Raw genomic sequence first — 23347 nt, 5'->3', positions numbered from 1 at the left:
TGGATGGCGCTAAGCTGCTGAAATGTTCAGAGTTTGGCGACGCTATCATTAAACACATGTAATCAGCGCCGCTGGTGATGTGACAACGGGAACCTCAGGGTTCCCGTTTTTTATTGCTTCCTTAAAATCTTCCCCAAAACTTTCCCCAAAATTCTTCCCCAAAACTCCACCTCATTTACCCAGTTTTAGAGTCGATGACTACCCAGTCTTTGCCTCGATCGTCGTTATATTTGTCAGTCATCTTTGAAGACCGGTGACCAAGTAATTTTTTTGTATCTATCCCTTGCTCTCTATACATTCTCTCCGATAAAGAACGCTGCTCGTGGAAGGTTGGTGCCGTTCCTTCCTCCCATTCAACGCCGCATTTGTTTCTGGCTTTTTTGAACGTTGTGGTAAGGCTGCTGGAGGACACGCGATCTCCCCTGGTAGATTGAGAAGTTGAGTGGCGGAAGTGAACAAGATACTTGCTGATAACTGCGTCTCTGCATTTTGCAACCACATCGCGTAGCGTTAATCCTAATTCTTCGCATTTCAGGTTGAGAGGGATAGCTACTTTCGAGCCTGTCTTTTCTTGCTCAATATGAAGCATGTCGTCCCATATATCTGAGAATTTCATATTGCAAATATCACCAAGCCTCTGGCCGGTAACAAGTGCCAAAAGCATACCGCATTGTAAATAAGGTTGTTGATTTTCCGCTGCCAGATAAATTGCATTCCATTCTTCAAAAGAGAGTCTTTGACGCTTAACCTTATGCCGGGGCTGTTTTGTTGCCATCGCAGGGTTGTATCCTGGGGGAACATGCCCTGCATGCTGAGCTTCTTTAAATACATCAACCAAAACTAGACGAACTATCTGAGCCATACGGCCATGCCCTTCACTTTTAATAGCATCGGTAATTTCAGCGATATCAATAGTCTCAATATCTTTGATATGGCGCATACCAAAATGCTCTCTGAAGAGTCTAAGTGGTTTGTTTTTTTGTTTAAAAGAGTTTAGACGTAGCTCATTATTATTTAGCCGTTCTTCCTGGATTGTTATGTATTTATCAATCCATTCAGTAACAGTTATATCTGTTCTTTTTCCTTTCATCCGGGCAAGGCGACCATTTACGCTGAGAATCTGTCTGGTCCTCTGCTCAGCAATGATTGTGTTTGCCTCGTTAGCTACCTGCTTTGCTTCTGTTTCATCAGTCCCAAGGCTATGAAATCGGCCAGAAATAGGGTGTTTATATTGCCAATAAATCTTGCCTGTTCTCTTGTCCAGTTTGCAATAAAGATTAGGTATAGAGATTTTATGCGAACGTGGTCTAGCAGCCATCAGAAATTATCCGCTTTAGTCTGGGGTTAGAATTAACCGGGAGGGCAGGAGCGGCGATAATGCCAACGTATCGTGCCTCGCGATCGACCATCCACTTACGACCAACCTTAACAGCTGGTGGCGCAATCATTTTTCCTTTAGCGTATTTCTTTAAAATCCTTTCACTTGGCGCCTGCTCTCCAAATTCCTCTTTGGCCCAGTCAATTAAGTTCATCATACGAGACATAGGTAACCCCTTTTAACCGGCTGCACCCGGCGTTCAAAAATCTTTAAATGCGCAGGTGCCACACCCACCGCGAGCACCCTCGCGGCAGACATCACACCTATTTACTTTTTTACCGCTCGCTCAGGATTCACAGATAACTGGCTAGCCTCCGACTTAAAATTATCATCTGTGTAATAAGTCGAGGTGTGTGGCGTCTCGATGGTGAAGCTCAGCTGACAGAGCTCGCGACAAAGCTGACAAGCGAGCTGTAAAGCGTCAGAATCAATTTCATCCAGCTCGCGAGGGAAGCGAGCATAATTCATCAAACGCACTGTGAAACCGACCTCCATCCCGCCCGTGTATATAAATTCGCATGGCGTTAACTGGACGCAGTTACCGGACATAACGAATTTTCGGCATATCTGCCTGGCGTGATTGATATCTCCTGCCATGTGGATGGTGGCGAAATATGCATCGACAGCGTTTTTTTCTTTAATCATTGAATTACTTCTCCCTACTCACAAACACCGGCGTAAACGCTGCTACAAACTGATTTGTCATTGGCTTCTGCCAGCAAATCGAACTGTGCGCCTCCTCGCGTTGTCATTGCCCAGTCCCGGTATGACTCAATGCCGTATTTATCAACGGTGATGACGTCTATTCGTTTCTCAGCCCGACGCGGATCGTGTGTCGAAGGGAAGAAAGTAGAGTTACCACGGCGTGAGCAAGCCGCGACCAGTCTTTCCCATTTAGCAACACGCTGAATTTCTTCTGGCCAACGCTGGAATATTTCGGCCAGTTCTGACTTACGGGCATGAATGCAAGGCATGCACCCAACACGGCTACATCCTTTCTCATAGAGTGGATTCGGCTTGATACCGTGGCGCTTAGCCAGGGCAAACACATCCTCATGCAACCAGTTCAGTATTGGCCGGTAGACGTGAAGGCCAGGTGTGTTATCAGCATCCTCTTCCCATACGGGCAACCCGGCACGGGCGGGTGATTCCTGAGCGCGTACGCCTTGCCAACTGATAACCTCGTCGTATTCTTCCAGAGCTGGTAATACAACCTGAACCCGCACTGGCTCATGTTTAAGGTCAAACGTACAGAACCGGGCTTTAGTGCTTGGGAATCGGCCTTTCCACATACAAAGGTCTAGGAACGGAATTCCTGTAGGGCGAAGAATATCCAGTGCCTGAGCGATACGCTCTGATGCCTCGTCCTGAGACATACCGCACTCCTCGACGAGTGAAACCGGCCACCTCTCAGCAATAAACTTACGCTTGCCCTCAATCTGGCGAGAGAAGTCAGCCTTAACACGCGTAATTTTTCCAAGTTTTGCCTCCAGATAATCCAGATACTCCATTGTCTGGGGGTGCTCATGCCCTGTATCGGCAAAAACTGTTACGTGCGGGATATTGTTCTCAGTCGCCAGCAACCACTGAGCAAGACTGTCTTTCCCACCAGAAACAGAAACGATATTTATGGTTTTTTCTGCAATACAGCGATGGTCAATGCTCATTTGCCTTGCTCCTTGCATTTCTCGCTCCTGATCATCCTGTTCAGATATTTGTTCTGATTCACGCCTGGAAAGCTGCATCGAGCCAACAGCTCTGCTTTGGTTGGCATGGGTGCTTTGCAACATTTAGGGAGAGCTGATGCGTCACCCGGAGTCATATCCGGGTTGTATTGATGGTTGAACATGATGTGTTCCTTAGTCGCTAATGCGAGCGCCATAGCGACCAAAGCGGACGCGAGAGCGGTCGTCGGTGTATTCATATGGAAGGTGAGGGCCGATGGTTTCCCATTCCGGATAGAACGATGTTTTGAAGTTGTCTCTGTGCCGCAACGCATCCGCTAGAGCATTAGCCTGCCGCTCCATGCGCTGCTGTTTCGTCTCTGGCTCAATTTCTCCTGCTTGTGACATGCCCCAATATCTGGCGAAGTTAGCCATCACCTCTTCTTTGGTTTTGGCAGTGCACAGGCGAGGGTTATCCGCCCCGGGTTGAGGTGATGGCATGTTCGTGTCCTTTGGTTATTGCAGGCGTAAGCTGATGTGCTGGCGCTTAGCCATCTGCCGAAGCGATTCGTAAGAGCGGTCGAGTATTCTGGCGATGTGCTTTGAGTGGACCTTGCCGGCCATATCCCTGGTCTGATTTATTTCCTTATTCGTCCAGTGCCGACCGAGTGATATCTGATTGCCGCGGCGCTTGATGGTGCTCATCACGCGGCCTGCTTCAGCTCTTTCAGGCGAATGCCGGTAACGTCTTTGCACTTAGCCTGCTGTTCAGGGAACCCATTCAACTGGCTCCACGTTGCCGCATAGCGCTCCTGAAGCTTTTTGCTGTCGTTTTCAGTGCCGGTATAGTTTGTGAATTCTGCAAGAATCTGGTCCGCGTCAGCTGGTTTGATGTGATGAACCTCGGCATCAGCATCAATTGCCGTTTCTTCCGTTGGAATGCAGAAAGCCTGCAAGGCAGCATATTTGTAGGCGATAGACATGGCCTTGTTTGTTGCCTTGTCTCCGCTATCCATGGCCTCACCGTAAGTTATTACGGTATGAACGCTGCCATCTTCCACGCCAACAAAATCAAACTCAGCCTTAACCACCACATAGAACAAAACGCCGCCTTTCTGCGTGGTGCGTTCGGTAACTGTTCTCTCAGTGATGCGCGGGAGAATCAGAAGCCCGTGGCGGACTAATGCGGGGGCCAGTGCGTTATAGACCTGATCGATGCCGCGAAAGTTAAACCCCTGCTGTGCATTGCGCCGGTCTTTGCTGATGCCTTGCTCTGCCATTTCCTTTGCTACGGCGCTAATTGCCTTGTATACGCTCATTGGTAATTACCCCCAAACTCATCCCAACTGATTTGCTCGTTACCGCGCTCGGCGGCGAGGTTGATTTGCTGCTCGATAGACTCCTGAAGCTCGCCTGATAGCAGGGCGATAAAGTCTTTGTCTTCCTGATCATGCGGCATGCAGTTTTTCCCAGTCATCGTTCTGTGATTTGTGCCAGCCCATCGCTATTTCCCACGCCCACCATGCGGCGTCCTTCCATCCATCTTTTGTGTTGGGGAAGCTATCTTCATAAAGCTTCTTGAACTCGCGATTACCTTGCTGAACCAGAATGGTTCCGTTAACAGTTACGATTGTCATGATTACGGCTCTCCGCGCTGGTTGAGGGTATCTTTAAACCACTTCCCGATATTGCGGAGTTGGCGGGTCAGTCTTTCGAGCTGGCTTTCGTTTTGGTGGTAAACGCCCACGGCGAAACCACCCGCGATGGCAAATTTCATCATGGGTAACTCCTGTTGTTTGTGTTCATTAATCAGCGACTGCGCTCATTGATAAACGCGAATAAAAAAGCCGCCCCATAGGACGGCAAACAATGACAACGAGGGTACGTATGCGCTCGCCAGCGTTACTTTTCACATACATCCCCCGATTCAGTTCTGCCGGATGATGGCTCCGGTCACCGTAGAGTCTGAGAATTCATCAGAATCAGCTCTCAATGAAAGCTGATGCGGAATGTCCTCACCCTCTATTTAGTTGTGCGCCGAGCCAATGTTTTCGTAGCCGACTGGGTTTACCGCAACCATCACGCTATCCGCGAACAAGTCCTTAATCAGGTGCTCACATGGCTCACCTTTTTCATATTCTTCCACCAGGTACGTATCACCATCTTCATTCAGGTAAAACGGGATGATGCTCCCGTTAATGAAATACGTACCGTTGGCATCAAGGATTTTTGCCTCTGCAATCTGCTTTGACATCTCTCACCTCTGTTAAACCGTATGTAATAAAAAAGGCCGCCTAAGCGACCTTATGAAAAACTTGATTAACCATTGTTATGACGCAGAATGTAAATATCGAAACGGTAATTACCGAAGAGGACTTATGTTGATTGATAAAAAGCTTCCTTCCCCTATGTACCCAAACTCAGATATGAGTAATCGCTCAAAGAGAAATCATTGGTTCGTGAGGGAAAAGGGTAGTGATCAGCCAAATGATCAGTCATGGTACGACTGGTGGAAGTCCCGCTCTCTTGGAGAAGGAAAGAATGGACACATAGCATGGCGGTCGACGTGCATAGCCAAAAGCGTGCCCGATCCATTCAACCCCAAAATTTACTTTGAAGTCGAATTTAAAGCGCCTGATGGCAATCTCTATAATCTAGCGTTCACTCTCGCTCCTCATGGCCCGAATAAATGATTTCCTATGCCCCTAAATCAGGGGTATCGATTTACCACGCTGCTTCTGAACTGCGTGTATCTGGCGGTTGGCTTCGTTAAGTACCTTTTGATGCCTTTGAATTAGTTTTGAAGCAGCTTTCCCTTGCTCAAATGAAAACCTCTTTGCTGCATTGATAATCTGAACCCCGTACTTGTTGATTTCCTGAGTGGCCTTCTCCGGGCGTGGCATTGGCGTCCTGTTCAGCGTCAGCACCTGACGCCCCGGTTTAGCGCTTACTCCCACCAACAGGGGATTAGCAGCTTTCCATTCAGCCTGCTTAGCTCCGCGGCGTTCGCGGCGACGTGCTTGTGAGTCCATACATCCTCCTGTCAGTGTGTTTTGGTGGTGCGGTCCATCCAGGACTTTCGCTGGCGACATGGCCTCAAATATCCAACTGCCAGCCACACCCCAAAACAAACTGTTTCGGTGTATTTGCCCTTCTTCAGGGCTAACTGTTAATGAGCATTCACCGTCCTGGTGAGTAGTGCGTCCTGCTGATGGACTTAATGTATGCGTTATACGCATATGCGTCAAACGCAAATTTGTTTGTGTGTCTGGATTTTTAATTATCACAATGAATTTATTGATAATTTATTTTTGTAAATGCCATCTCAGAGAGTGTGTGATAGGGTTTTCGAAATGTGGATGGGGGAATGTATGGATATAAAAGAGTGGATTGATGGTTTGCGCTGGCTAAGTGCGGAGCAGGTTGTTGATGTGCATTTCAAGCTGCAAGAGAAGATTAAGGTGCACTATAAGTTGCGAGCAGATGGTAACAACCTGGAGAGGGCTATTCAGCTATGCGAGCAGCATGTAGCCCTCGCAGAGTTGGCCTTTCCGGCACTCAAAGAAAAGCATGAAGCACAGGCCAGAGAATATGAGGAGTTAACTGGAAGGCGGTACCCAAGTGAGTTCTATGTCCCTTCACATCATGGATACAGGCAGTTGATCGCAATCATGAAAAAGAGGAAAGACTTTGAAAGAGTAAAGCAGCTTGAAGAGAAAAGGCGGCTTGAAGGTTGGAGGGAGTAGGGCAACAAAAACCCGGCATGGTGGCCGGGCTTTTTTGTGATTTTTAACCAGAAAAATAATTACTTGTGTTATTATTTGGCTTTTCTGAGCCTTTGCCTGAATTTTTAAGCAGTACGGAGGCTCTCTCACTCGGCTTTGAGGGGTTAAAAAGTTTCTGCCACTCTCGCAATTCGAGCTTTTTGTCGAAGTTTTTATCTGCCATATCAGTACCCTAGCTTTGCTTAGTAAAATAGTGATGGTTAAGATTTTGGTCAAAATAATGTTTCCTTTTGACCCATATAAATCCATCTCCTTTGGATATTATAGCAACATCGATTGGACCGCCAACAGTTTCATTATCGTAGGACACTTTACGTTTAAAAGCTGTGAGATTAACAAGGGATTCTGCCATGTATGCGAGATCTTGCTTGGGAAGGAACTCAATCATTTCAGTGACTTTTGAGGTGTAAGTATCTCTTATATGTGTATCAATAACATCTTGATACCGATCAAATCTCTCAGTGATTGCCCCTTGGAAAGCCTCAAGAACACTGTTGTTGTCCTCTTTAGAAAGATTGAGAGAAGATAGTTTTTCTTCTGCAATATTCATTATTTTGTCTTTTTCAAATTCTATACCAGCCTTCATAAAGCTCTTCAGTTGATGGCTTATTCCGTGTAAAAAAGTCTCAACTTCTTCTTCTTGGGCATAGGCTGTCACGCCGCACAAGCCGCCTGATGAGCTTTTATGCAAGTTTGGTGAGTATCGTAGCTTATCTTTGTAGTATCCAAGTACATCATATGCTAGTACGGCAGGCATGAATTCTTGCTCTCCATAACCTGCGAACACCAATCCAGTATTACGCCCAAAAGGAGATTTTTTACAGGTGATATATGCAAATAATTCGCCAATAACTTCGCAAAGGGAATCAGGTATATCAATACCTTCTTCTTTGTGGAGTTTTTCTTCGCAAATATCTCTAGACAAACTTTGGGTAAACTCTAATATCTCAATTATATGGCCATCATCAAAACTGTCGAAGAAATGTTGATCCTTTAGTCCATTTAAAATTATATGGGCCTCTTCTTCAATGATGTCATACGTTTCCTCTATAGAAGGTCGCTCTCCCGTTTCATCTATTATTTCGTCTATTCGTTTTTTTTCGATGTGATTGATTAGAGCGGGGAAAAATCTGTTGCTGTATGTGTCTATTAAGTAATTTTCTCGAACATCCATAGGGATAATATTTTTACTTATACACAGGAAATCCCAGAATTTAACAGCGTACTCTTCTATTGTATCATATGCTTGGTTGCCAAGCATCTTACGGAATTGCTTGATTATCATTTCCCATGGGATACCACATAAATCCGCTGAGCCGTATACCATAATACCTACCGGGTGATGTTTGCTTAGAGCAAATAGTTTATCGGCTCCGTTGTATATTTTATTTACACCAAACTCCCCAGATATTGTTACGGCTGAGTCTGCTGCTAGAGAAACTGCTGATTTATTGAAAACTGCTATTTCTGCTGTCATTTAAATCACCATTTAAAATATATGAAAAATGTAAAAAAAAACATACTAATGATAAATTGCTGTGCATACAGATAGTAATCCTTATCGAATGCCCAACAACCACCTGGAACTGGTAGGTTTCAGACACAAAAAAAGCCGCATCTCTGCGGCCTCTCTCTACTCAAACGTCTCGCGGTTGGGCTCGGATCACTGCCCTGGCATCGCATACCCACCAATGACAAACCAAGCCAGAAGAACCACAGCAGAAACGATGATGGCAACGGGGAACAGATATCCTATCTTCATGAGCAATGACTTCCTTTTTGCCGTTAAACGTAGCGTGTCACTGAGTGGGTGTAGATGACTCTGCCCAACACCTTCAGATACTTCTCGTTCTCTTCCCTGATAAGCCAATCAGCGTATTTAGGGTTGTCGGATCGAACCAGTAGGCCATCAGCTGTGAACTGCAGGCGCTTAACCATCAGCGAACCCTTGAACTTAAAGACGTAGATGCCATCACCGTCGAAGTAGTCTTTCGAGATATCAACGAAGATATTGTCACCGGTCTCGATAGTTCCTGACATGCTGTCACCAACAACGGTGATCACCCGCATACTCTCAGCTGGGCGGTGGCCGAAAATCTCCATGGCCTTATCATTTTCATAAATGATGCTGGAGATCGTCTCATCCACTTCATTGAACACCGCTACGCCATTACCAGCGCTCGCCTTGGCATCCAAAACTGCCACTACATAGCTTTTAACTTCTGTATTAACCGTTTTATCGACCGGATCAATACCCAGCTCTTCTTCAGTGAATAGGTCGGCAACCTTAACCCCTAGGGCTGCTGAAATCTTAACTAGTAGTTGCTCGGTAAACCCCTGAACCCCGCGCTCAAGGCGAGATATATTGCCAACATCGCTACCGACAGATGTCGCCAATTCAAGGATTGTCATGTTCTTCGCTTTGCGAAGCTGCCTGATTCTTTTTCCTGTTTCCATGCTCTCATTAAATTGTTGTTTTGCGTCACGCGCAAAGCGTATTGCGCATATTTGAGTTGTGGTGTAATATGCGTACTACGCATTAAATGGAGGTTTTTATGGATACGCCATTACGTAAAATGCGAGTAGAGCGTGGTCTGACGCTGGCAGAGCTTTCAGTTGCCACCAATATCGATGTTGGAAATCTGAGTCGCATCGAACGTGGTAAGCAACTGACTTCAATCGAGACAGCAGAAAAAATCTCACGTTTCTTTGATGGCACCATCAGTGAGATGCAAATCCTCTACCCGCAACGTTACATGGCTGCACAAGTAGCAGCCTGATTTACCCCCGCTCTTTACACATCCCGAGCTGAAGAAGCTCAGTAATCCAAAAGACTACAAATCTATGTGGCGACCGCTACGGCTTCGTCACGTAACTCATTATTCAACAAAGGAAGTATTACAAATGGAAGCTGCAAACACCCGCAAGAAGGCAACCTCAATCAACAGCTCGATTCTGAACCGCATCGCATTGCGTGGACAGAGAAACGTAGCTGATGCATTGGGGATTAACGAGTCGCAAATCAGCCGTTGGAAAGAAACCTTCATCCCGAAGATGAGCATGCTTCTGGCTGTTCTGGAGTGGGGCATTGAAGACGATGAGATGGCAGAGTTAACGCGCCGGCTGGCGAGCTATCTGACAAAAGAAAAAGCCCCGAACTGCGCTAACAGTTTCGAGGCCTGACGCGAAAAGACTGGATCAATTCACAGGAGTAATTCTAATGCCGAAACGAAGAAATTACCAGGAAAAAGAAGAGCGCCGCCCCCCGGATTCACCTGATGGATTGGTCGTTGCAGCTGCCAATAACAAGCCGTTCGCAGAGCGGTTTATTGGCGTTTTCAGACTAGCCAAAGCAGGAGTGAAGAAAGATGGGCGTCGTTAAGTTATCAGACTACAGGCCGCCGCTGGAGGTCGTGGAGCATCGCGTGGCGCAACTCGAAGATGGCTTTACTCGCATAGCGAATGAGCTACTGGATGCCGCTATGGCCTCCGGGCTGAGCGAAACGGAACTTTGCGTACTGCTTGCTGTATGGAGAAAAACCTACGGGTTTAGCAAGAAGATGGACTGGATAAGCAACGAGCAGCTGGAAGAGATGATCGCCAAACATCACACTCACTGCTCAACGGCTAAGAACCTGCTTATCAAAAAGAAAGTGCTTCTGCAGGAAGGCAGAAAAGTTGGCATGAATACCAATATTTCTGAGTGGCAAACAAAACTTAACGGATTCTGCAAAACATTAGCTAAACCTGCTAAGAAAACCTTAGCAGAAGCTGCTATCGAAACTAAGCAGAAGTTGCTAACCACAAAAGACAATATACAAAAGAAAAAAGAAAATACCCCCATACCCCCACAGGGGGCTGTCAGAAGTTCACGACAAACAATCCAATTCGACCGGGAAAGAGTGAAGTCCACATGGAACGCGAAAGCTGAGACTTACGGACTGCCAAAGATTCGCAGTATCACTTCCACTGTCGAAAAGGGTTTAACCAATCTCTACAAAGCCCACCTGAAGCAGTGCAAAGAAACCGGCCGTGAGCCGCGGGACGTTGACACGCTGATTAACGGATATCTGGAATTTGGCTACCAGCCAACGCGCTGGGCTATGGGGGACAACCCGGAAGGAAAGAGGTACGGAATAGAAACCGCGCTTCGCCAACAGAAGATTGACGAGATACTCGGACAGGAGGCCTGATGGACAGCTACGCATTCGAAGAGCAGCTCATTGGGGCAATGATGATCCGCGGCGACCACATCGACTGCAGAGACATCGCCGGCAAACTCCCTGAAGAGGCCTTTTTCAATCACCACCTGCGCCAGATGTACCGCGTTATCACCTCACTTCTTAGCAAAGCTGAACCTCTGGAAATGTTCGCTGTACAGGATGGCGTACCGGAAGCGACTAAGCATTTCGTTCTGGAAGTCGCCGGCCGTTGTACATCGGCTGCAAATCTCCGCGGATGGGCAAAGCGCGTTCGCCAGTGCTGGATGCTCCGCAAAGGTGAGGCTGAATTACTCCAGGCGGCAGAACTTCTTCGCTCAGCAAGCACCCACGATATCAACGACAAAATCGCAGAAGTTAGCGGGATTGTCGGCCGGCTGCAGTTCGAAACCAATGACCGCCTGCCGCGGAAGATTGGCGACATGCTCGGTGATTACATGGATGTCCTGGAAAAGCGGATGCATGGCGCAGAGTCTGGGCTCTATCTGAAAACCGGTATCGAACCGATGGACGAAGAGTACGGAGGCTTTGACCGTACCGACTTGATCATCATCGCCGGCCGTCCAGGTATGGGTAAAACAGAGCTGGCTATCAACATCGGCAACTCAATCGGCCGACAGCGTGGCCGCGGGTTAATGATTTCGATGGAGATGTCAGAAATGCAGGTTGTCGAGCGTCACGTGGCAGACCGTGCCGGCATCGCAATCGGAGCGCTGCGTAACCCTCTGGACATGATTGATGAGCAGTACACGCGGTTAACCGCGGCAACCGGCCAGCTTCAGGATGAAGAAAACTATGTCCTGGATGAAACGCTGGGCGTGGACGAGATTATCGCCCATGCAGAGCGCCTGAACATGGACGGCGGTCTGAGCTTTGTCTCCATCGATTACCTTGGACTCATGAAGAAGCCAAAAGCCGAGCGTAACGATATCGCCATCGGTGAAATCACACGCAAGCTGAAGCAGTTCTGCCTGCGCAACAAAGTCCCGGTCATCCTCCTGTCCCAGCTTAACCGCGGCGTGGAAACTCGCATGGATAAGCGGCCGACACTGGCAGACCTGAAGGACTCCGGCGCGATAGAGCAGGACGCTGACGTAATCATCTTCCCTTACCGGGATGAGGTCTACAACGACAAAAGCGACATGCGAGGCATCGCTGAAATCATCGTTGGAAAATACCGCTCAGGACAGCCAAAGACGTTCTATATGGGCTGGCGCAATGGGCATTTCACAAACATCGATCAGGACGAAGCAGCGCGACAGTTTGCAGAAAACGAGCGCAAGCCTGAGCCAGTTAAGGACTGGAGATAAATCATGATCATCCAATCATCCCAACCAGAAACCACTCTGCCATATCGTGTCTGGATGGCTATCAAAGATAATCCACAGTGCCGGTTGCATAGCGTTGCAAGAATGCTTGGCATGGAGCCTAAGGCAGTTTCATCGGTGTTTTCAAAGTTGTGGCAGACCGGCAAGATTCTCCGCACTGGAGACCGGAGCAATTACCTGTACACGGTGGCACCTGATGCTTCGCACCCAGCCAAATACGGTCGTGGGCCATACAAGACAGCTGAGAAATGCGGCGTCACCTGCAGGCTGAAGTTCGTCAAATCGACGGCAGGCAACACCATATTCGACGAGTGCCGCCAGAACTGGAGCGGATATCAGATTAACAAGATGCTTGAAGGAGTAAGGCTGTGAGAATAAATAACCATCCTTGGCCATTATGACGCGCAAATCAGTGACGTGCAGCTTGCTGCTTAATTTTTACCATTTCCGGCAGAGAGAAGGAGTAAATCAGGAACACTTCAGTGAACCCAATCATTTCCTCTGCTTCATACTGAGTAAACTCCTCATCAGAGTGAACCGCTCCATTTGAATCAATTCTGACGATATGAGCCCAGTCTTTCATTTGCTCTGTAATCTTGCCTTTTGCAGACAGCATTGAAATTCGTTGAGAAAGTCGCTCTTTCCCTGATTCTTCCCCAAGAATTGTTCTTGTCGCTATATCAATGACCTTTCTGCAGAGCATAACTGACGTTTCGTAATTGCCCCGCTTGAGGTTATCCATTGATTCAATGAAGAATTTAGATGCTCTCTCAGGGCAGTTATCAGGTGCAGAATGAGTCGCTTCTTTTGGAAAATAATCTATGAGGTCAAAATCAAAACTTCCAGGTAATGAGTCATCACTATTCTGACGAACGTAATCCATAGGGTTTCGGTTGTATGGTGAGCCAACATTTGCTGAAACAGGATTTCCGCAGCTGCGACAAAGGAAGCTTACACAGTATTGCCCCACTGCTTTTTCAACTTGCCCAAATGCTGTAAGCACTGCTTTATCCCTTAGGCAGTGAGGACATGTAATATCCAATGTGAGGATTCCCATGAATTATCCCTATCTATCGAGTGAAATATCTAAAATTATTATGAGTGCTGAAAGGCCAGAGTTTAACCTTTCTCAGCTCTATGAAGCATCAAGTAATGATCAAAAAATAGAATTTGTATGCGCTCTAATAGGAAAAGTTATAGAGCAAGACAGGATGCTTAGAGGCAAATTCAATAAAAGGTAGTCAATGCAAATCGACCTGGTTAAACACCCAGGCGGCGTATTCTCTCCAGCACATGAAACAGACATCGAAAGACTCCAGCGATTCAAGAACGGCGAAACCTACACCGCCGAGATAAAGCTAACCCGCCGACCGGCATTTCACCGAAAGATGTTCGCCTTCTTCAACTTCTGCTTCGCTCACTGGAGCGCCGAAAGGACACCTCTCGCTAACGCAGATGAAGCCACTCAGTTTGACCGATTCAGGAAGGACTTAACCATCCTGGCCGGATTCTATGAGCAAACGGTTCGGCTTAACGGTGATATCAGGACGGAAGCCAAGAGTCTGGCATACGCCAACATGGATGCTGACGAGTTCGAGCGCTGTTACAAGTCGATGATTAACGCCGCCATTAAACACGTATTCGCCGGTACCAAAGACCAGCAGATACTCAATCAACTACAGAGCTACTTCTGAGGAGAGCATGCACAAAACATGGTTTCGACACCACGACCTCACAACAGCAGAAGCAGACGAACTAATCCACCGCTACACCCTCCGCAACGTTAAAACCGAAAAGACACTCAGCGCAGACCCCAGGTATTGGGTTGTGCTCGCTTTGCTGCCTGAGGGAAGGACAGAGCCGAGAGTAGACAAAATATATCAGCAGAGGTGCTGGCAATGACGCTATCAGAGGAACAAATAACCGACTACGAACGCAACAGCAACACAGCCGCTGGTCTATGCGCTGGTTGTGCAAGAGTGCTTGATGATGACGAAGTGCATGTGTGCGGGCAGTGCAGTAAAGAATTCACAAGGAGGGGCGCAGATGAAAGTGCCAAAGGCTCGAAAGTGTAGGATATGCAAAAAGCGCTTCAAGCCGCTAACCCTATACGAATGGTGGTGCTGCGAAAAGCACCGGGACGAATTAGCCACAAAACTCGCAGCGGAAGCCAAACAAAAACGAATACAGCAGCAGGAGAAAAATCGAAAGAAAGAAGCCCAGCAGGAACGCCAGTCACTCAAAGTCCGCAAGTTAGCCCTCAAGCCTGACAATTACTTCAAGAAACAAGCTCAAGACGCCTTCAACCAGTTCATTCGATTACGCGACCATGGCCAGCCATGTATCAGCTGCGGGGAAACAAATCCTCCAGACCTGCACGGCGGCCAGTGGGATTGCGGTCATTTCAAAACTGTAGGTGGATTCCCGGAGCTTCGCTTCGTCGAAAAAAATGCGTATCGCCAATGCAAATCCTGCAATGCCGGATCAGCAAAGCACGGGGCAAAAGCGGCGACGGTAGCTCAGCGTTATGAGCAAGAGCTGGTTCTACGCTTCGGTCAGGATTTGGTCGACTGGCTAAACGGACCACACGAAATGACGCATTACAGACGGGATGATTTCATCCGTATTCGCGATGAGTATCGAGCGAAGTGCCGTGAGCTGACAAAGAAAATGGAGCAATCGTTATGAAATGCAAGGTTGAAGGATGTGATCGTGAAAGCGACTACATCACACAGCAAGTTTGCCAGAAGCACTATTTCAGAATGATGCGCTATGGCACTTACGAGACTACCAAAGTAGGGAAGCGGCAGGAGCGAACTAAAAATTCCAAGGGATACCAAATGATCCACCTTCCTGAACACCCACTGTCTATGGCAAACGGGTTTGTTTATGAACACCGCATGGTTATGTACGAAAAATACGGAGAATCCCTGCCAGCATGTGAGCTTTGCCTGAAGCAAGTTGATTGGAAAACCGTGCATATAGATCACAAGGATGACTCTGTTGATAACAACCAGCCAAGCAACTTAAGAGTGTTGTGCAGGGCATGTAATGTCATGCGTGCGCGAGTACATATTCCTCAGCACACAGTAAAAAGACGGCATTCAATTACATACAAAGGCGAGACAAAGACAGCAACAGAATGGGCAAGGGATTCTGGGGTTCTCGTTGCGGGGAACACGATAGTTTTGCGCTTAAAAAAGGGCCTCTCAGTTGAACAGGCTCTGTTTGGTGAGAAAGCCACACATCGTGGAAAAAAAGCCAGCCCTAGAATCCCTCAGTATGGCGAGTATCAGGGCCCTAAAAAGTCGGAGGACTCATGTGCAGCGTAACCAACATAGCTCTGGCTCAACAGAGACAGAAAGACAGAGAGATGCTTCAGACGTTAGACGAAGCACTGAAGTGCAGCGACGAAACCAGGCAGCGGCTGGAGTCGATGCGTCGTGAGGTGATTAATCGGCTGGGTGATAACAAACCTGATCCGGAGGTCGCATGAGCGTAAGAGAGCTAAACCTGACTAAAGACCAGCAGGACTGGATAAATGGTTGGCTGGAGCTGTGGGGTGCTTGGGTCTATACCGGCAGGCTTGAAAAGCGCATGAGCAGCATGATCGCTCAGTGGATGGAAAGCGTTGAACCCTCCCGGGTGATGACAAGGCCAATGTGCAATGATGATGACGGAATGTTGATTTCTCAGGTCGTAGATTCAGTCATGTGCATTGACACAAAGGCATTGGGTATTCTCATCAGCTATTACGCCCACGGTTCTTCTAAGCGAGCAATTGCATCCTACTACCACAAGACCGCAAAGCCCCGCAAAATCGACAAGGGAAGGCTTGGCGAGGGGTGGCGAAAGCCGTCTGAGGAAACTTGCAGGAAAGAGGTTTCTCAAATCATCAATGCCAGCCTGTTTATGCTTTACTTTCCGCTTCAATCTGCATTTAAAAACCGCAAACGTGTAGATAAAGTTAAGCATGTTGCATGAAAGTTCTTGACTTTGCTTTACCCATTTACCCATAATAAGTATGTAAGCTGCCGTTAGTGACTCTTAAGTTTCTGCGGTGGCGAAAAATTGAAAATAGATGATTTACAGAAAGCCCCGGGTTAATAGCTCGGGGCTTTTTGTTGATTCATCTTGGTTTCTGCGTATGTTGTACCGGTTCTTTGATGGTACTTGTTGAATGTTGATAGTCTTGTGAGTATCATCTTCCGCCAACAACTACTCTGTAACACCATAAATTGAAATTAGCGCGAAGTACTTGTCATTCATATCTACATTGGTTAGGTTGGATATGCAGACAGAACTTATCGGACTGCTAAGGAAGCGTAATGCAAAACATTCAAGCAAAAGTTACCTATCTTATGGCCTTTTTGGTTGTCCCAGTTTGGGGCGTGTGGATGTGTTCGCTCGTTAAATAATCAATCAATCTGATTATTCCTATAATCCTCAAGCTTTTCTTATCCTTATCCAGTTACAATGTTATCGAATCTAACGATCTGCGCAGACGTTGGGTAACACTAACTGGCATAAGGAGAAACCTATAGAAGACGCTCAACCAACCCCATCAAAAAATCTCGTGTGGGCCCTGCTTTTTTTGGTGGGCATTACCATTTCGGTTGTTGGATTTTTCGGAAGTCGCTTGGTAAACCAAGTTGATGAGATGAACAGGTCACTGCAATCATCGAGAGAAGTTCAGGCGTCCCAAGCAGAAATTATCAAAAGTCAGCAGCGTGATATTGATAACAACGGGAAAGAGATTGAAAAGCTCAAAAGCGAACTAGATCGCCAGAAAGAAAATAACGCTGAAATAAGAGGCAAGCTGAAGTTATCCAGCCAACTCGATACCTCCAAGGCTGCCCCCAGGGCAGCTTTTTTGTTTGTGCTCATCCCAAATCCCGGAACACCCTCATTCTTTCGTAGCGCATCGCGGTAACGGGGTGAGCGCAAACCAAAAACACTTAGCGCTATCTGCGCATTCACTTTTCCCTTCAATAACACACAGCACAGCCCGTAAGCGGGAGGTGAGAGATATGCGTATGCCTGACAAACAACCCGATATCTGGGCTCAACTATTCCTGTGGCTGATGTCAGTTAAAGAGCAGGGCATTGGCGCTCTGCTGGCGGCAACGATGGCTTATCTGCGAGGCCGTTACAACGGCGGCAAATTCTGGCGAACGGTAATCGACGCCATCATGTGCGCGATGATCGCCTGGTTCGTCCGCGACCTGTTGGATTTTGTAGGTTTGAAAACTGACCTCGGCTACATCGCCAGCGTATTCATTGGATATCTCGGCACTGACTACTTTGGTGGCCTGCTTCGCAGGGTTATTGGAAACAAAACAAACACAGGTACCGGCGATGCAAACCAGTGAGAAAGGCATTGCCCTGATTAAGCAATTCGAGGGCTGCCGCCTGACCGCATACCAGGATAGCGTTGGCGTCTGGACTATCGGTTACGGCTGGACGAATACAGTAGATGGTAAGCCGGTAAAAGCCGGAATGACCATCAGTCAGGATGTTGCTGAGCGCCTGCTGAAAACTGGACTGGTTAGCTACGAGAATGACGTGTCGAAACTGGTTAAGGTAAAGCTGACTCAGGGTCAATTTGATGCTCTGGTGTCCTTCACATACAACCTCGGCGCTCGTCCTCTGTCGACATCGACTCTGTTGAAAAAGCTGAATACAGGCGACTATCGCGGCGCTGCCGATGAATTCCCTCGCTGGAATAAAGCTGGTGGTAAGGCTCTGGCAGGGCTGACCCGTCGCCGTGAGGCAGAGCGCTCTCTGTTTTTGCCATGAGCCGCGCAAAGATAATTATCTGGGTGGCCGTCGCTGCAATTTTCTTCTCGCTGAGTTGGACTGTCGATCACTACCGCTCTACCGCTATTGCATACAAAGAGCAGCGTGATAAAGCACTCGCCACTATCACCGATATGCAGGTACGACAGCGTGACGTTGCCGCACTTGATGCCAAATACACAGTAGAGCTTGCGGATGCAAAAGAAACCATTGAGCGTTTGCATAGCGATGTCGTTGCTGGCCGTAAGCGGCTGCAGCTCAACGCTACCTGCACAAATAACACCACCACAGCCGGCAGCTTGGGCGATGCTTCCACCGCCCGACCTACTGATTCCGCTGAACGGGATTATTTTACTCTCAGACAGCGAATCGAAACAGTGACGAAACAGGTCGGCTATCTGCAGGACTACATCACAACGCAATGTAGTAAGTAATCTAAGCAGCCAGGATGCTTATGATTATTAACTACTCGAAAGCTTGGTTGCTGCTATCGAGCACAATTTTAGTAATGTGCTGGATATCCCCGCCAGGTCCTTGTGTTATCCGGTGCTGGACGTTTGTAACATTGGCGTAGTCACCAGAAGTTGTGCAAATTGATTCCCTGTCATCGCCACGAAGATCTTGAACGTTGATCGAGTCGCCGCGGGAGATTGGGCCAAAAGGCGTTTGAGATACCAGGGAAATAAGAGGCTTATTTCCTTCAGAACCAAATACAAGCAAATTATAGGTGTTAGTTGTTTGGTTACTCATGTGTAGTCCTTAACAAAAATTTAAGTAAAGGTTAAGCCGCGGAGCCTGGCGCACGACGTTTTTAGATATGGTTATTAAACAATTAAAATCAACGCCGGTGCCGACAGCTTACGATGAAATTGTGAGGTTAAACACAGTGTCCGACACCTACAAAATCACGATCACCACCATATCCAAATAGACCTTCACCGGCCTGATGAAGCGTAGCCAGCCCGAATTCATTAACAGATTCGTCGCGCTGGCGACCGATACAGGCGAGTGGCGTTACTTTCGTCCGGATAGCGTGGAGAAGTTCCACTTTGTACCAGTAGAGGTGGACGCCACAACTAAACCTGATTAGTTAGCTTCTTTTCTCATATCGCAATTAAGCTAATCCAAGCATATGGAAGTGAGATTTATGCAACGTCCTGACGATTCTTACTGGTGATGAAGTGATAACTTCCATTACAGATCCAGTAATATTATTACCTGACCAGAACCCTTGAGCTCGTTCTTCAATTGCTTTTTTGTATGGAGATGGCGGATTAGGCGAATCCGCTAGCCCCATATCACCTTTATGTATTGGCTGCGATGAGTCAACAAGTTCGATTTCTGACAGTAAACACCGTTGAAAATGGTGATAGGAGTTTATTGCACTATCGATATCTTCGAAAAGGAACACGCAATTTAGCCGACTAGGGAGATGGCTAAAAGATTGAATCCTAACCATCTCGTATGTCTGTTCTCTTGCAAGAACATAATTAATATCCGCTGTTGTGTATGTTTCAAGCATTCTTCCCCAGTTCCCAGGAAGGATAATGCTACCTACCTCTAATGGTATGGCATGAAAATGATAGTAAATAGACACAAACTAACCTCTTGAGATTATGAATATGGCACTCACCGACAAACAAGAAATGTTCTGTCGCGAGTACCTCATCGATTTAAACGCCACACAGGCGGCTATTCGGGCGGGGTACAGCGAAAACACCGCCCGTAAGATTGGCAGTGAGAACCTCACAAAACCAGACATTCAGGATCGCATCGCTGAACTGAAGTCGCAACGCTGTGAATTGGTAGGTATCGACGCTGCATACGTCCTCCGGCGGCTTACCGAAATTGACCAGATGGACGTGCTAGACATCCTCATGTCAACCGGTGAGCTAAAGCCGGTAAAGGACTGGCCAAAGGTCTGGCGAACCACTCTATCAGGCATGGATGTAATGGAGATGGCATCAGAGGGCAGCACGGCTGCTTTGCTGAAGAAGATTAAGTGGCCGGATAAGGTGAAGAACCTTGAGCTGCTCGGTAAGCACGTTTCTGTCCAGGCTTTCAAAGAGCAGGTAGAGCAGAGGGTGACAGCCACTCACAACATCATGCCGGTTCCGTCCTGCGACAGCGTAGACGACTGGGAGAAAGCGGCGCAGCATCAACAGAGCGAGGTTTTAGGTGGATGACATACAAAGCAGTATGGAAGCCGCTACCTGGCTCGCAATCGCTCTCTCTGAGCTGCCCTTGTAACGAGATACTTTACGAGGGAACACGAGGCCCAGGAAAGACGGCGGCACAGTTAGCCCGCTTTCGTCGTCTGGTTGGCCTTGGTTACGGTTCTTTCTGGCGCGGGGTGATATTCGATACCGAGTATAAAAACCTCACCGACATCATCACCCAGTCAAAGCGTATGTACCGGCTATTTAACGATGGCGCTCGCTACCTCGCCTCGGCATCAGAACTGCGCTGGGTGTGGCCAACTGGAGAAGAGCTGCTCTTCCGTTTCGGCAAAGAAGAGGGTGACTATTGGGACTATCACGGCCAGGAATTCCCCTTCATCGGCTTTAACGAGCTGACAAAGCAGCAGTCAGCCGAGTTCTACGAAATGATGTTCTCCTGCCGTCGATCGTCATTCAGGCCGGAAGATTACCCGTTAGCCGATGGTTCACTGCTGAAGCCAATCCCGCTGGAAACCTTCAGTACGACTAGCCCTTTTGGCATTGGCCATACATGGGTGAAGAAGAGGTTCATTGAGCCAGCGCCTCGCGGAACCATAATCCGCGAAACCCAGCAGGTGTTTAACCCTCAAACGGAGCGCGAAGAGGATGTGACGCTCACCCGCGTTGCAATTCACGGCTCGTTCAAAGAGAACCCTTATCTCGACCCGCAGTACATCGCAACCCTGATGGCTATCAAAGACCCTAACCGACGCAAGGCATGGGTAGATGGCTCCTGGGATGTAACCAGCGGAGGCCGCTTTGACCACCTGTGGAATGAATCTCTGCATGTCATCAAGCCATTCACTATCCCTGACAGTTGGACTGTTGACCGCTCCCATGACTGGGGTGAGTCGAAGCCTTTCTCTAACCTGTGGTGGGCTCGCTCTGACGGAACGTCGGCAACGCTTCCCGATGGGCGGGCTTTCTGCCCTCCGGCTGGCTCCCTGATTCTTATCGGTGAGTGGTACGGCTGCCCGCCTGACGAGCTGAACAAGGGGCTTAATATGTCGTCTACTAACGTCGCTAAGGGTGTGGCCTGGATTGATAAGCGCCTCTCTGGTGAGGAAGTCGATGAGCCGGAAGAGGTGCAGGGCAAGGGGCAGATGCACATCATCCCCGGCATCTGCAAAAAGGTTATCCCTGGACCAGCTGACGGTGCCATTTTCAACACTGGCGACAACGAGCTATCAATCGCGCAGAAGATGGAAGCGCAGGGCGTTAAGTGGTTGCCAGCTGACAAAAAGCCTGGCTCCCGCGTCAACGGCGCTTCGGTCTTTGCTGACATGCTTGAGGCCGTCATTGAGGGAAGGAGGTCAGAATCAGGCATCCCGGAAAAACCAGCATTCTATGTCATGGAGCACTGTCGCGGATGGATAAGCCGCATACCGGTACTGGTTCGTGACGACAAGAAGCCTGATGACGTTGATACCACCCAGGAAGATCACGACTGGGATGCAACGAGATACGCAGTGCTTCACAACCCGCCACGTTACGCTAATGACCTAACTTTCACATGGTAATCACATGACCGACCAGAACATTGACTATCGCCACCCGGCATATACCGAGTTTTTGCCCGAATGGGTGATGATTGGTGACTGTGTTGATGGTGAGCGGAAGGTAAAGCAGAAGAAGACAACGTATCTCCCAGACCCAAGCACAACCCCGGAAAAGGATGATCCCAGCGGGAAGAGATATAAAGACTATCTGAATCGCGCGGCGTTCATTAACGCCACTGGCCGCACCCTGTTCGGCTTAATTGGTATCGCATTCAATAAAGCGCCAAAAATAGAGCTGTCTGGTGGCATTAATGGCCTGGTGACAGATGCGGACGGAGAGGGCCAGCCTCTAGCCCAGTTAATTCGTGATGCCCTGAGTCAAACGTTACAGCGTGGACGGGCTGGAGTTCTTACTGACTACACATCAACTGGTGTGCAGACGGAGGCCAGCAAAGGCAAGCCAGTGTTAAGGCTATTCACGGCAAAGCAGGTAATCAACTGGCGAGTAACGAAAGGTAAGACCTCACTGGTAGTTATCCACTACATAGAGCCTAGAGATGACCCACAAAACTTTGAAATCTCGTTAAACAACTTCTGGATAGAACTGCGCCTGATTGATGGCAAGGCACACTCCAGGTTATGGACTGATGCCGGAGGCAATGGCGTTCAGGCTGGAGACTTGAAGCAATTACTGGATTCATCCGGCTCACCGCTAAAGGAGCTTCCATGGTCATGGATTGGGTCGTCAAATAATGACCACACGCCTGACGCGCCGCCATTGGCCGATATTGCCTATACGAACATAAAGCACTATCAGGCCGAGGCTGACATTGCTGAAGCGGCTCACACCGTAGGGCAACCGATGGTGGCAATTACCGGGCTGGATCAGCAATGGGCGAAAGATTTCCTGCCCAACGGCTTCATTGTCGGCTCACGTAACGGGTTGTCTCTTCCGAAGGGTGCAGACTTAAAGTTTGCCCAGCCAGAGGACAGGAACCTGATCGTTACCGTGGCAGAAAGGCGAGAGTCGCAGCTGGCAATGCTCGGCGCAAAACTGGTAGAACGTAATTCATCTGCCAGGACTGCAACGCAAGCCGGGGATGAAGCTCAGACGGATAACTCAATCCTGTCCCTGTGCGCCGGAAACGTAGAGCAGGCAATCAACCGGGCGTTAAAGTTCGCTATCGCATTCTCTGGGAGCGGAGATGGTAGCGTTGAGCTTAACAAGCGCTACGAGATAGCCAATCTTGACTCTGCAGCAATTACAGCGCTGATGTCTGCCGTTCAGAGTAACAATATGCGGAAGATTGACTTCATTCGCTATCAGCAGCGTATGGGGCTGGTTCCTGCATCTGATAATCCTGATGACGTACTCGATGAGCTGGATAGTCAAATGTCTGGCGGCTTGTTCTCTGCTATCGAGAGCGTGCAGCAGGGGCGGCAACCGGAGTAATC

39 protein-coding genes are annotated in these 23347 nt (G+C 48.2%); 19 read left to right on the top strand and 20 right to left on the bottom strand.

The features are described from left to right. Positions 1–175 precede the first annotated feature (175 nt). The 13 genes from A936_RS09170 to A936_RS09115 form a co-directional block, all read right to left on the bottom strand. Positions 176–1318 carry a phage integrase Arm DNA-binding domain-containing protein gene (locus tag A936_RS09170; protein WP_008456879.1) on the bottom strand — a complete coding sequence of 381 codons (1143 nt, stop codon included), beginning with the start codon at positions 1316–1318 and terminating at the stop codon, positions 176–178. Further along, entirely contained in the window at positions 1308–1544 is a 237-nt protein-coding gene (locus tag A936_RS09165; RefSeq protein ID WP_008456877.1) for an excisionase, read from the bottom strand. Before A936_RS09165 ends, A936_RS09170 begins: the two co-directional genes overlap by 11 nt. 101 nt (positions 1545–1645) lie before the next feature. Further along, entirely contained in the window at positions 1646–2023 is a 378-nt protein-coding gene (locus A936_RS09160) for a hypothetical protein (protein WP_008456875.1), read from the bottom strand. Between the two features lie 14 nt (positions 2024–2037). Then, positions 2038–3045, bottom strand: a complete 1008-nt coding sequence (locus A936_RS09155) for a phosphoadenosine phosphosulfate reductase domain-containing protein (protein WP_008456874.1) — start codon at positions 3043–3045, stop codon at positions 2038–2040. Then, the gene (locus tag A936_RS09150; protein ID WP_008456872.1) at positions 3042–3227 is read right to left on the bottom strand and encodes a DUF2737 family protein; all 186 of its coding nucleotides are present in this window, start codon (positions 3225–3227) and stop codon (positions 3042–3044) included. Before A936_RS09150 ends, A936_RS09155 begins: the two co-directional genes overlap by 4 nt. Positions 3228–3237: 10 nt before the next feature. Continuing rightward, positions 3238–3543, bottom strand: a complete 306-nt coding sequence (locus A936_RS23465; protein WP_008456868.1) for an anti-RecBCD protein 2 — start codon at positions 3541–3543, stop codon at positions 3238–3240. Positions 3544–3558: 15 nt separating this feature from the next. Continuing rightward, the gene (locus tag A936_RS09140) at positions 3559–3747 is read right to left on the bottom strand and encodes a hypothetical protein (RefSeq protein WP_008456866.1); all 189 of its coding nucleotides are present in this window, start codon (positions 3745–3747) and stop codon (positions 3559–3561) included. Further along, positions 3747–4361 (bottom strand): ERF family protein, encoded by a 615-nt coding sequence (locus tag A936_RS09135; protein ID WP_008456865.1) that lies wholly within the window; start codon positions 4359–4361, stop codon positions 3747–3749. Before A936_RS09135 ends, A936_RS09140 begins: the two co-directional genes overlap by 1 nt. After that, a complete protein-coding gene (locus A936_RS23600) occupies positions 4358–4501 on the bottom strand; it encodes a phage-type recombination accessory function protein (RefSeq protein WP_008456864.1) in 144 nt (47 codons plus the stop codon). Before A936_RS23600 ends, A936_RS09135 begins: the two co-directional genes overlap by 4 nt. Further along, positions 4491–4679 carry a DUF5444 family protein gene (locus A936_RS09125; RefSeq protein WP_008456863.1) on the bottom strand — a complete coding sequence of 63 codons (189 nt, stop codon included), beginning with the start codon at positions 4677–4679 and terminating at the stop codon, positions 4491–4493. The genes A936_RS23600 and A936_RS09125 overlap by 11 nt, the downstream gene beginning before the upstream one ends. 2 nt (positions 4680–4681) lie before the next feature. Beyond that, on the bottom strand, positions 4682–4822 hold the full coding sequence (locus tag A936_RS23290; RefSeq protein WP_008456862.1) for a protease FtsH-inhibitory lysogeny factor CIII: 141 nt from the start codon (positions 4820–4822) through the stop codon (positions 4682–4684). A 246-nt stretch (positions 4823–5068) separates the two neighbouring features. Continuing rightward, positions 5069–5296 (bottom strand): hypothetical protein, encoded by a 228-nt coding sequence (locus tag A936_RS09120; protein ID WP_008456861.1) that lies wholly within the window; start codon positions 5294–5296, stop codon positions 5069–5071. Between the two features lie 451 nt (positions 5297–5747). After that, positions 5748–6074 (bottom strand): antitermination protein N, encoded by a 327-nt coding sequence (locus A936_RS09115; RefSeq protein WP_008456859.1) that lies wholly within the window; start codon positions 6072–6074, stop codon positions 5748–5750. Between the two features lie 339 nt (positions 6075–6413). Between A936_RS09115 and A936_RS09110 the strand changes: the two genes are divergently transcribed. Then, complete coding sequence (locus tag A936_RS09110) at positions 6414–6788, top strand: hypothetical protein (protein ID WP_008456857.1); 375 nt, start codon at positions 6414–6416, stop codon at positions 6786–6788. Positions 6789–6831: 43 nt separating this feature from the next. Here A936_RS09110 and A936_RS23460 read toward each other — a convergent pair whose 3' ends face one another. The 4 genes from A936_RS23460 to A936_RS09095 all read right to left on the bottom strand — a co-directional run bounded on the left by A936_RS23460 (position 6832) and on the right by A936_RS09095 (position 9284). After that, positions 6832–6990, bottom strand: coding sequence for a hypothetical protein (locus A936_RS23460; protein WP_157141397.1), 159 nt, complete (start codon positions 6988–6990; stop codon positions 6832–6834). A 9-nt stretch (positions 6991–6999) separates the two neighbouring features. Beyond that, positions 7000–8304, bottom strand: coding sequence for a hypothetical protein (locus A936_RS09105; RefSeq protein ID WP_008456856.1), 1305 nt, complete (start codon positions 8302–8304; stop codon positions 7000–7002). 186 nt (positions 8305–8490) lie between these two features. Then, the gene (locus A936_RS23455; protein ID WP_008456855.1) at positions 8491–8589 is read right to left on the bottom strand and encodes a YoaK family small membrane protein; all 99 of its coding nucleotides are present in this window, start codon (positions 8587–8589) and stop codon (positions 8491–8493) included. Positions 8590–8612: 23 nt separating this feature from the next. After that, a complete protein-coding gene (locus A936_RS09095; protein WP_008456854.1) occupies positions 8613–9284 on the bottom strand; it encodes an XRE family transcriptional regulator in 672 nt (223 codons plus the stop codon). Positions 9285–9382: 98 nt separating this feature from the next. Between A936_RS09095 and A936_RS09090 the strand changes: the two genes are divergently transcribed. The 6 genes from A936_RS09090 (at position 9383) to A936_RS09070 (ending at position 12747) form a co-directional block, all read left to right on the top strand. Then, a complete protein-coding gene (locus A936_RS09090) occupies positions 9383–9607 on the top strand; it encodes a helix-turn-helix domain-containing protein (protein ID WP_008456853.1) in 225 nt (74 codons plus the stop codon). A 124-nt stretch (positions 9608–9731) separates the two neighbouring features. Continuing rightward, complete coding sequence (locus tag A936_RS09085) at positions 9732–10010, top strand: CII family transcriptional regulator (RefSeq protein WP_008456852.1); 279 nt, start codon at positions 9732–9734, stop codon at positions 10008–10010. Between the two features lie 37 nt (positions 10011–10047). Beyond that, positions 10048–10209, top strand: a complete 162-nt coding sequence (locus A936_RS23595; RefSeq protein ID WP_008456851.1) for a hypothetical protein — start codon at positions 10048–10050, stop codon at positions 10207–10209. Further along, positions 10196–11020: a replication protein gene (locus A936_RS09080; protein ID WP_008456850.1), complete on the top strand. Its 825-nt coding sequence runs from the start codon at positions 10196–10198 to the stop codon at positions 11018–11020. The genes A936_RS23595 and A936_RS09080 overlap by 14 nt, the downstream gene beginning before the upstream one ends. Then, complete coding sequence (locus tag A936_RS09075; protein ID WP_008456849.1) at positions 11020–12357, top strand: replicative DNA helicase; 1338 nt, start codon at positions 11020–11022, stop codon at positions 12355–12357. The genes A936_RS09080 and A936_RS09075 overlap by 1 nt, the downstream gene beginning before the upstream one ends. 3 nt (positions 12358–12360) lie before the next feature. Continuing rightward, complete coding sequence (locus A936_RS09070; protein ID WP_008456848.1) at positions 12361–12747, top strand: hypothetical protein; 387 nt, start codon at positions 12361–12363, stop codon at positions 12745–12747. Positions 12748–12784: 37 nt separating this feature from the next. Here A936_RS09070 and A936_RS09065 read toward each other — a convergent pair whose 3' ends face one another. Next, positions 12785–13432, bottom strand: coding sequence for a DUF4145 domain-containing protein (locus A936_RS09065; RefSeq protein ID WP_034808413.1), 648 nt, complete (start codon positions 13430–13432; stop codon positions 12785–12787). Positions 13433–13619: 187 nt separating this feature from the next. On the opposite strand from A936_RS09065, the gene A936_RS09055 reads away from it, so the two are divergent. From A936_RS09055 to A936_RS23905, 9 genes are all read left to right on the top strand, one after another. Beyond that, positions 13620–14069 (top strand): DUF1367 family protein, encoded by a 450-nt coding sequence (locus A936_RS09055; protein WP_008456843.1) that lies wholly within the window; start codon positions 13620–13622, stop codon positions 14067–14069. A 352-nt stretch (positions 14070–14421) separates the two neighbouring features. Then, positions 14422–15063, top strand: a complete 642-nt coding sequence (locus A936_RS09045) for a recombination protein NinG (RefSeq protein WP_008456841.1) — start codon at positions 14422–14424, stop codon at positions 15061–15063. Continuing rightward, positions 15060–15707: an HNH endonuclease signature motif containing protein gene (locus tag A936_RS09040; protein ID WP_008456839.1), complete on the top strand. Its 648-nt coding sequence runs from the start codon at positions 15060–15062 to the stop codon at positions 15705–15707. Before A936_RS09045 ends, A936_RS09040 begins: the two co-directional genes overlap by 4 nt. 41 nt (positions 15708–15748) lie before the next feature. Next, positions 15749–15871, top strand: coding sequence for a hypothetical protein (locus A936_RS23910; RefSeq protein ID WP_286130853.1), 123 nt, complete (start codon positions 15749–15751; stop codon positions 15869–15871). After that, complete coding sequence (locus tag A936_RS09035; RefSeq protein WP_008456837.1) at positions 15868–16359, top strand: antiterminator Q family protein; 492 nt, start codon at positions 15868–15870, stop codon at positions 16357–16359. Before A936_RS23910 ends, A936_RS09035 begins: the two co-directional genes overlap by 4 nt. Before the next feature lie 523 nt (positions 16360–16882). Continuing rightward, complete coding sequence (locus A936_RS09030; RefSeq protein WP_034808410.1) at positions 16883–17308, top strand: hypothetical protein; 426 nt, start codon at positions 16883–16885, stop codon at positions 17306–17308. Between the two features lie 97 nt (positions 17309–17405). Then, positions 17406–17747 carry a phage holin, lambda family gene (locus tag A936_RS09025; RefSeq protein WP_008456834.1) on the top strand — a complete coding sequence of 114 codons (342 nt, stop codon included), beginning with the start codon at positions 17406–17408 and terminating at the stop codon, positions 17745–17747. After that, positions 17734–18174: a lysozyme gene (locus tag A936_RS09020; protein WP_008456832.1), complete on the top strand. Its 441-nt coding sequence runs from the start codon at positions 17734–17736 to the stop codon at positions 18172–18174. The genes A936_RS09025 and A936_RS09020 overlap by 14 nt, the downstream gene beginning before the upstream one ends. Continuing rightward, complete coding sequence (locus tag A936_RS23905; protein WP_008456831.1) at positions 18171–18608, top strand: lysis protein; 438 nt, start codon at positions 18171–18173, stop codon at positions 18606–18608. Before A936_RS09020 ends, A936_RS23905 begins: the two co-directional genes overlap by 4 nt. A gap of 31 nt (positions 18609–18639) precedes the next feature. On the opposite strand, the gene A936_RS09010 is transcribed toward A936_RS23905, so the two are convergent. Then, the gene (locus A936_RS09010) at positions 18640–18924 is read right to left on the bottom strand and encodes a hypothetical protein (RefSeq protein ID WP_008456828.1); all 285 of its coding nucleotides are present in this window, start codon (positions 18922–18924) and stop codon (positions 18640–18642) included. 364 nt (positions 18925–19288) lie between these two features. Beyond that, positions 19289–19771 (bottom strand): DUF2441 domain-containing protein, encoded by a 483-nt coding sequence (locus tag A936_RS22740; protein WP_157141396.1) that lies wholly within the window; start codon positions 19769–19771, stop codon positions 19289–19291. Positions 19772–19796: 25 nt separating this feature from the next. Between A936_RS22740 and A936_RS09005 the strand changes: the two genes are divergently transcribed. The 3 genes from A936_RS09005 to A936_RS08995 are packed head-to-tail and all read left to right on the top strand — an operon-like array spanning position 19797 to position 23345. Continuing rightward, positions 19797–20360 carry a terminase small subunit gene (locus tag A936_RS09005; RefSeq protein WP_008456826.1) on the top strand — a complete coding sequence of 188 codons (564 nt, stop codon included), beginning with the start codon at positions 19797–19799 and terminating at the stop codon, positions 20358–20360. Then, a complete protein-coding gene (locus A936_RS09000) occupies positions 20357–21913 on the top strand; it encodes a terminase large subunit domain-containing protein (protein ID WP_008456825.1) in 1557 nt (518 codons plus the stop codon). Before A936_RS09005 ends, A936_RS09000 begins: the two co-directional genes overlap by 4 nt. Positions 21914–21917: 4 nt before the next feature. After that, positions 21918–23345: a DUF4055 domain-containing protein gene (locus A936_RS08995; RefSeq protein ID WP_008456823.1), complete on the top strand. Its 1428-nt coding sequence runs from the start codon at positions 21918–21920 to the stop codon at positions 23343–23345. Positions 23346–23347 lie beyond the last annotated feature (2 nt).

This window comes from Enterobacter sp. Ag1 (genome assembly GCA_000277545.1).
Taxonomy (GTDB): Bacteria; Pseudomonadota; Gammaproteobacteria; order Enterobacterales; family Enterobacteriaceae; genus Cedecea.
Note: the sequence above shows the minus strand (reverse complement) of the source record. Positions and strands in the feature narration are given on the sequence as shown.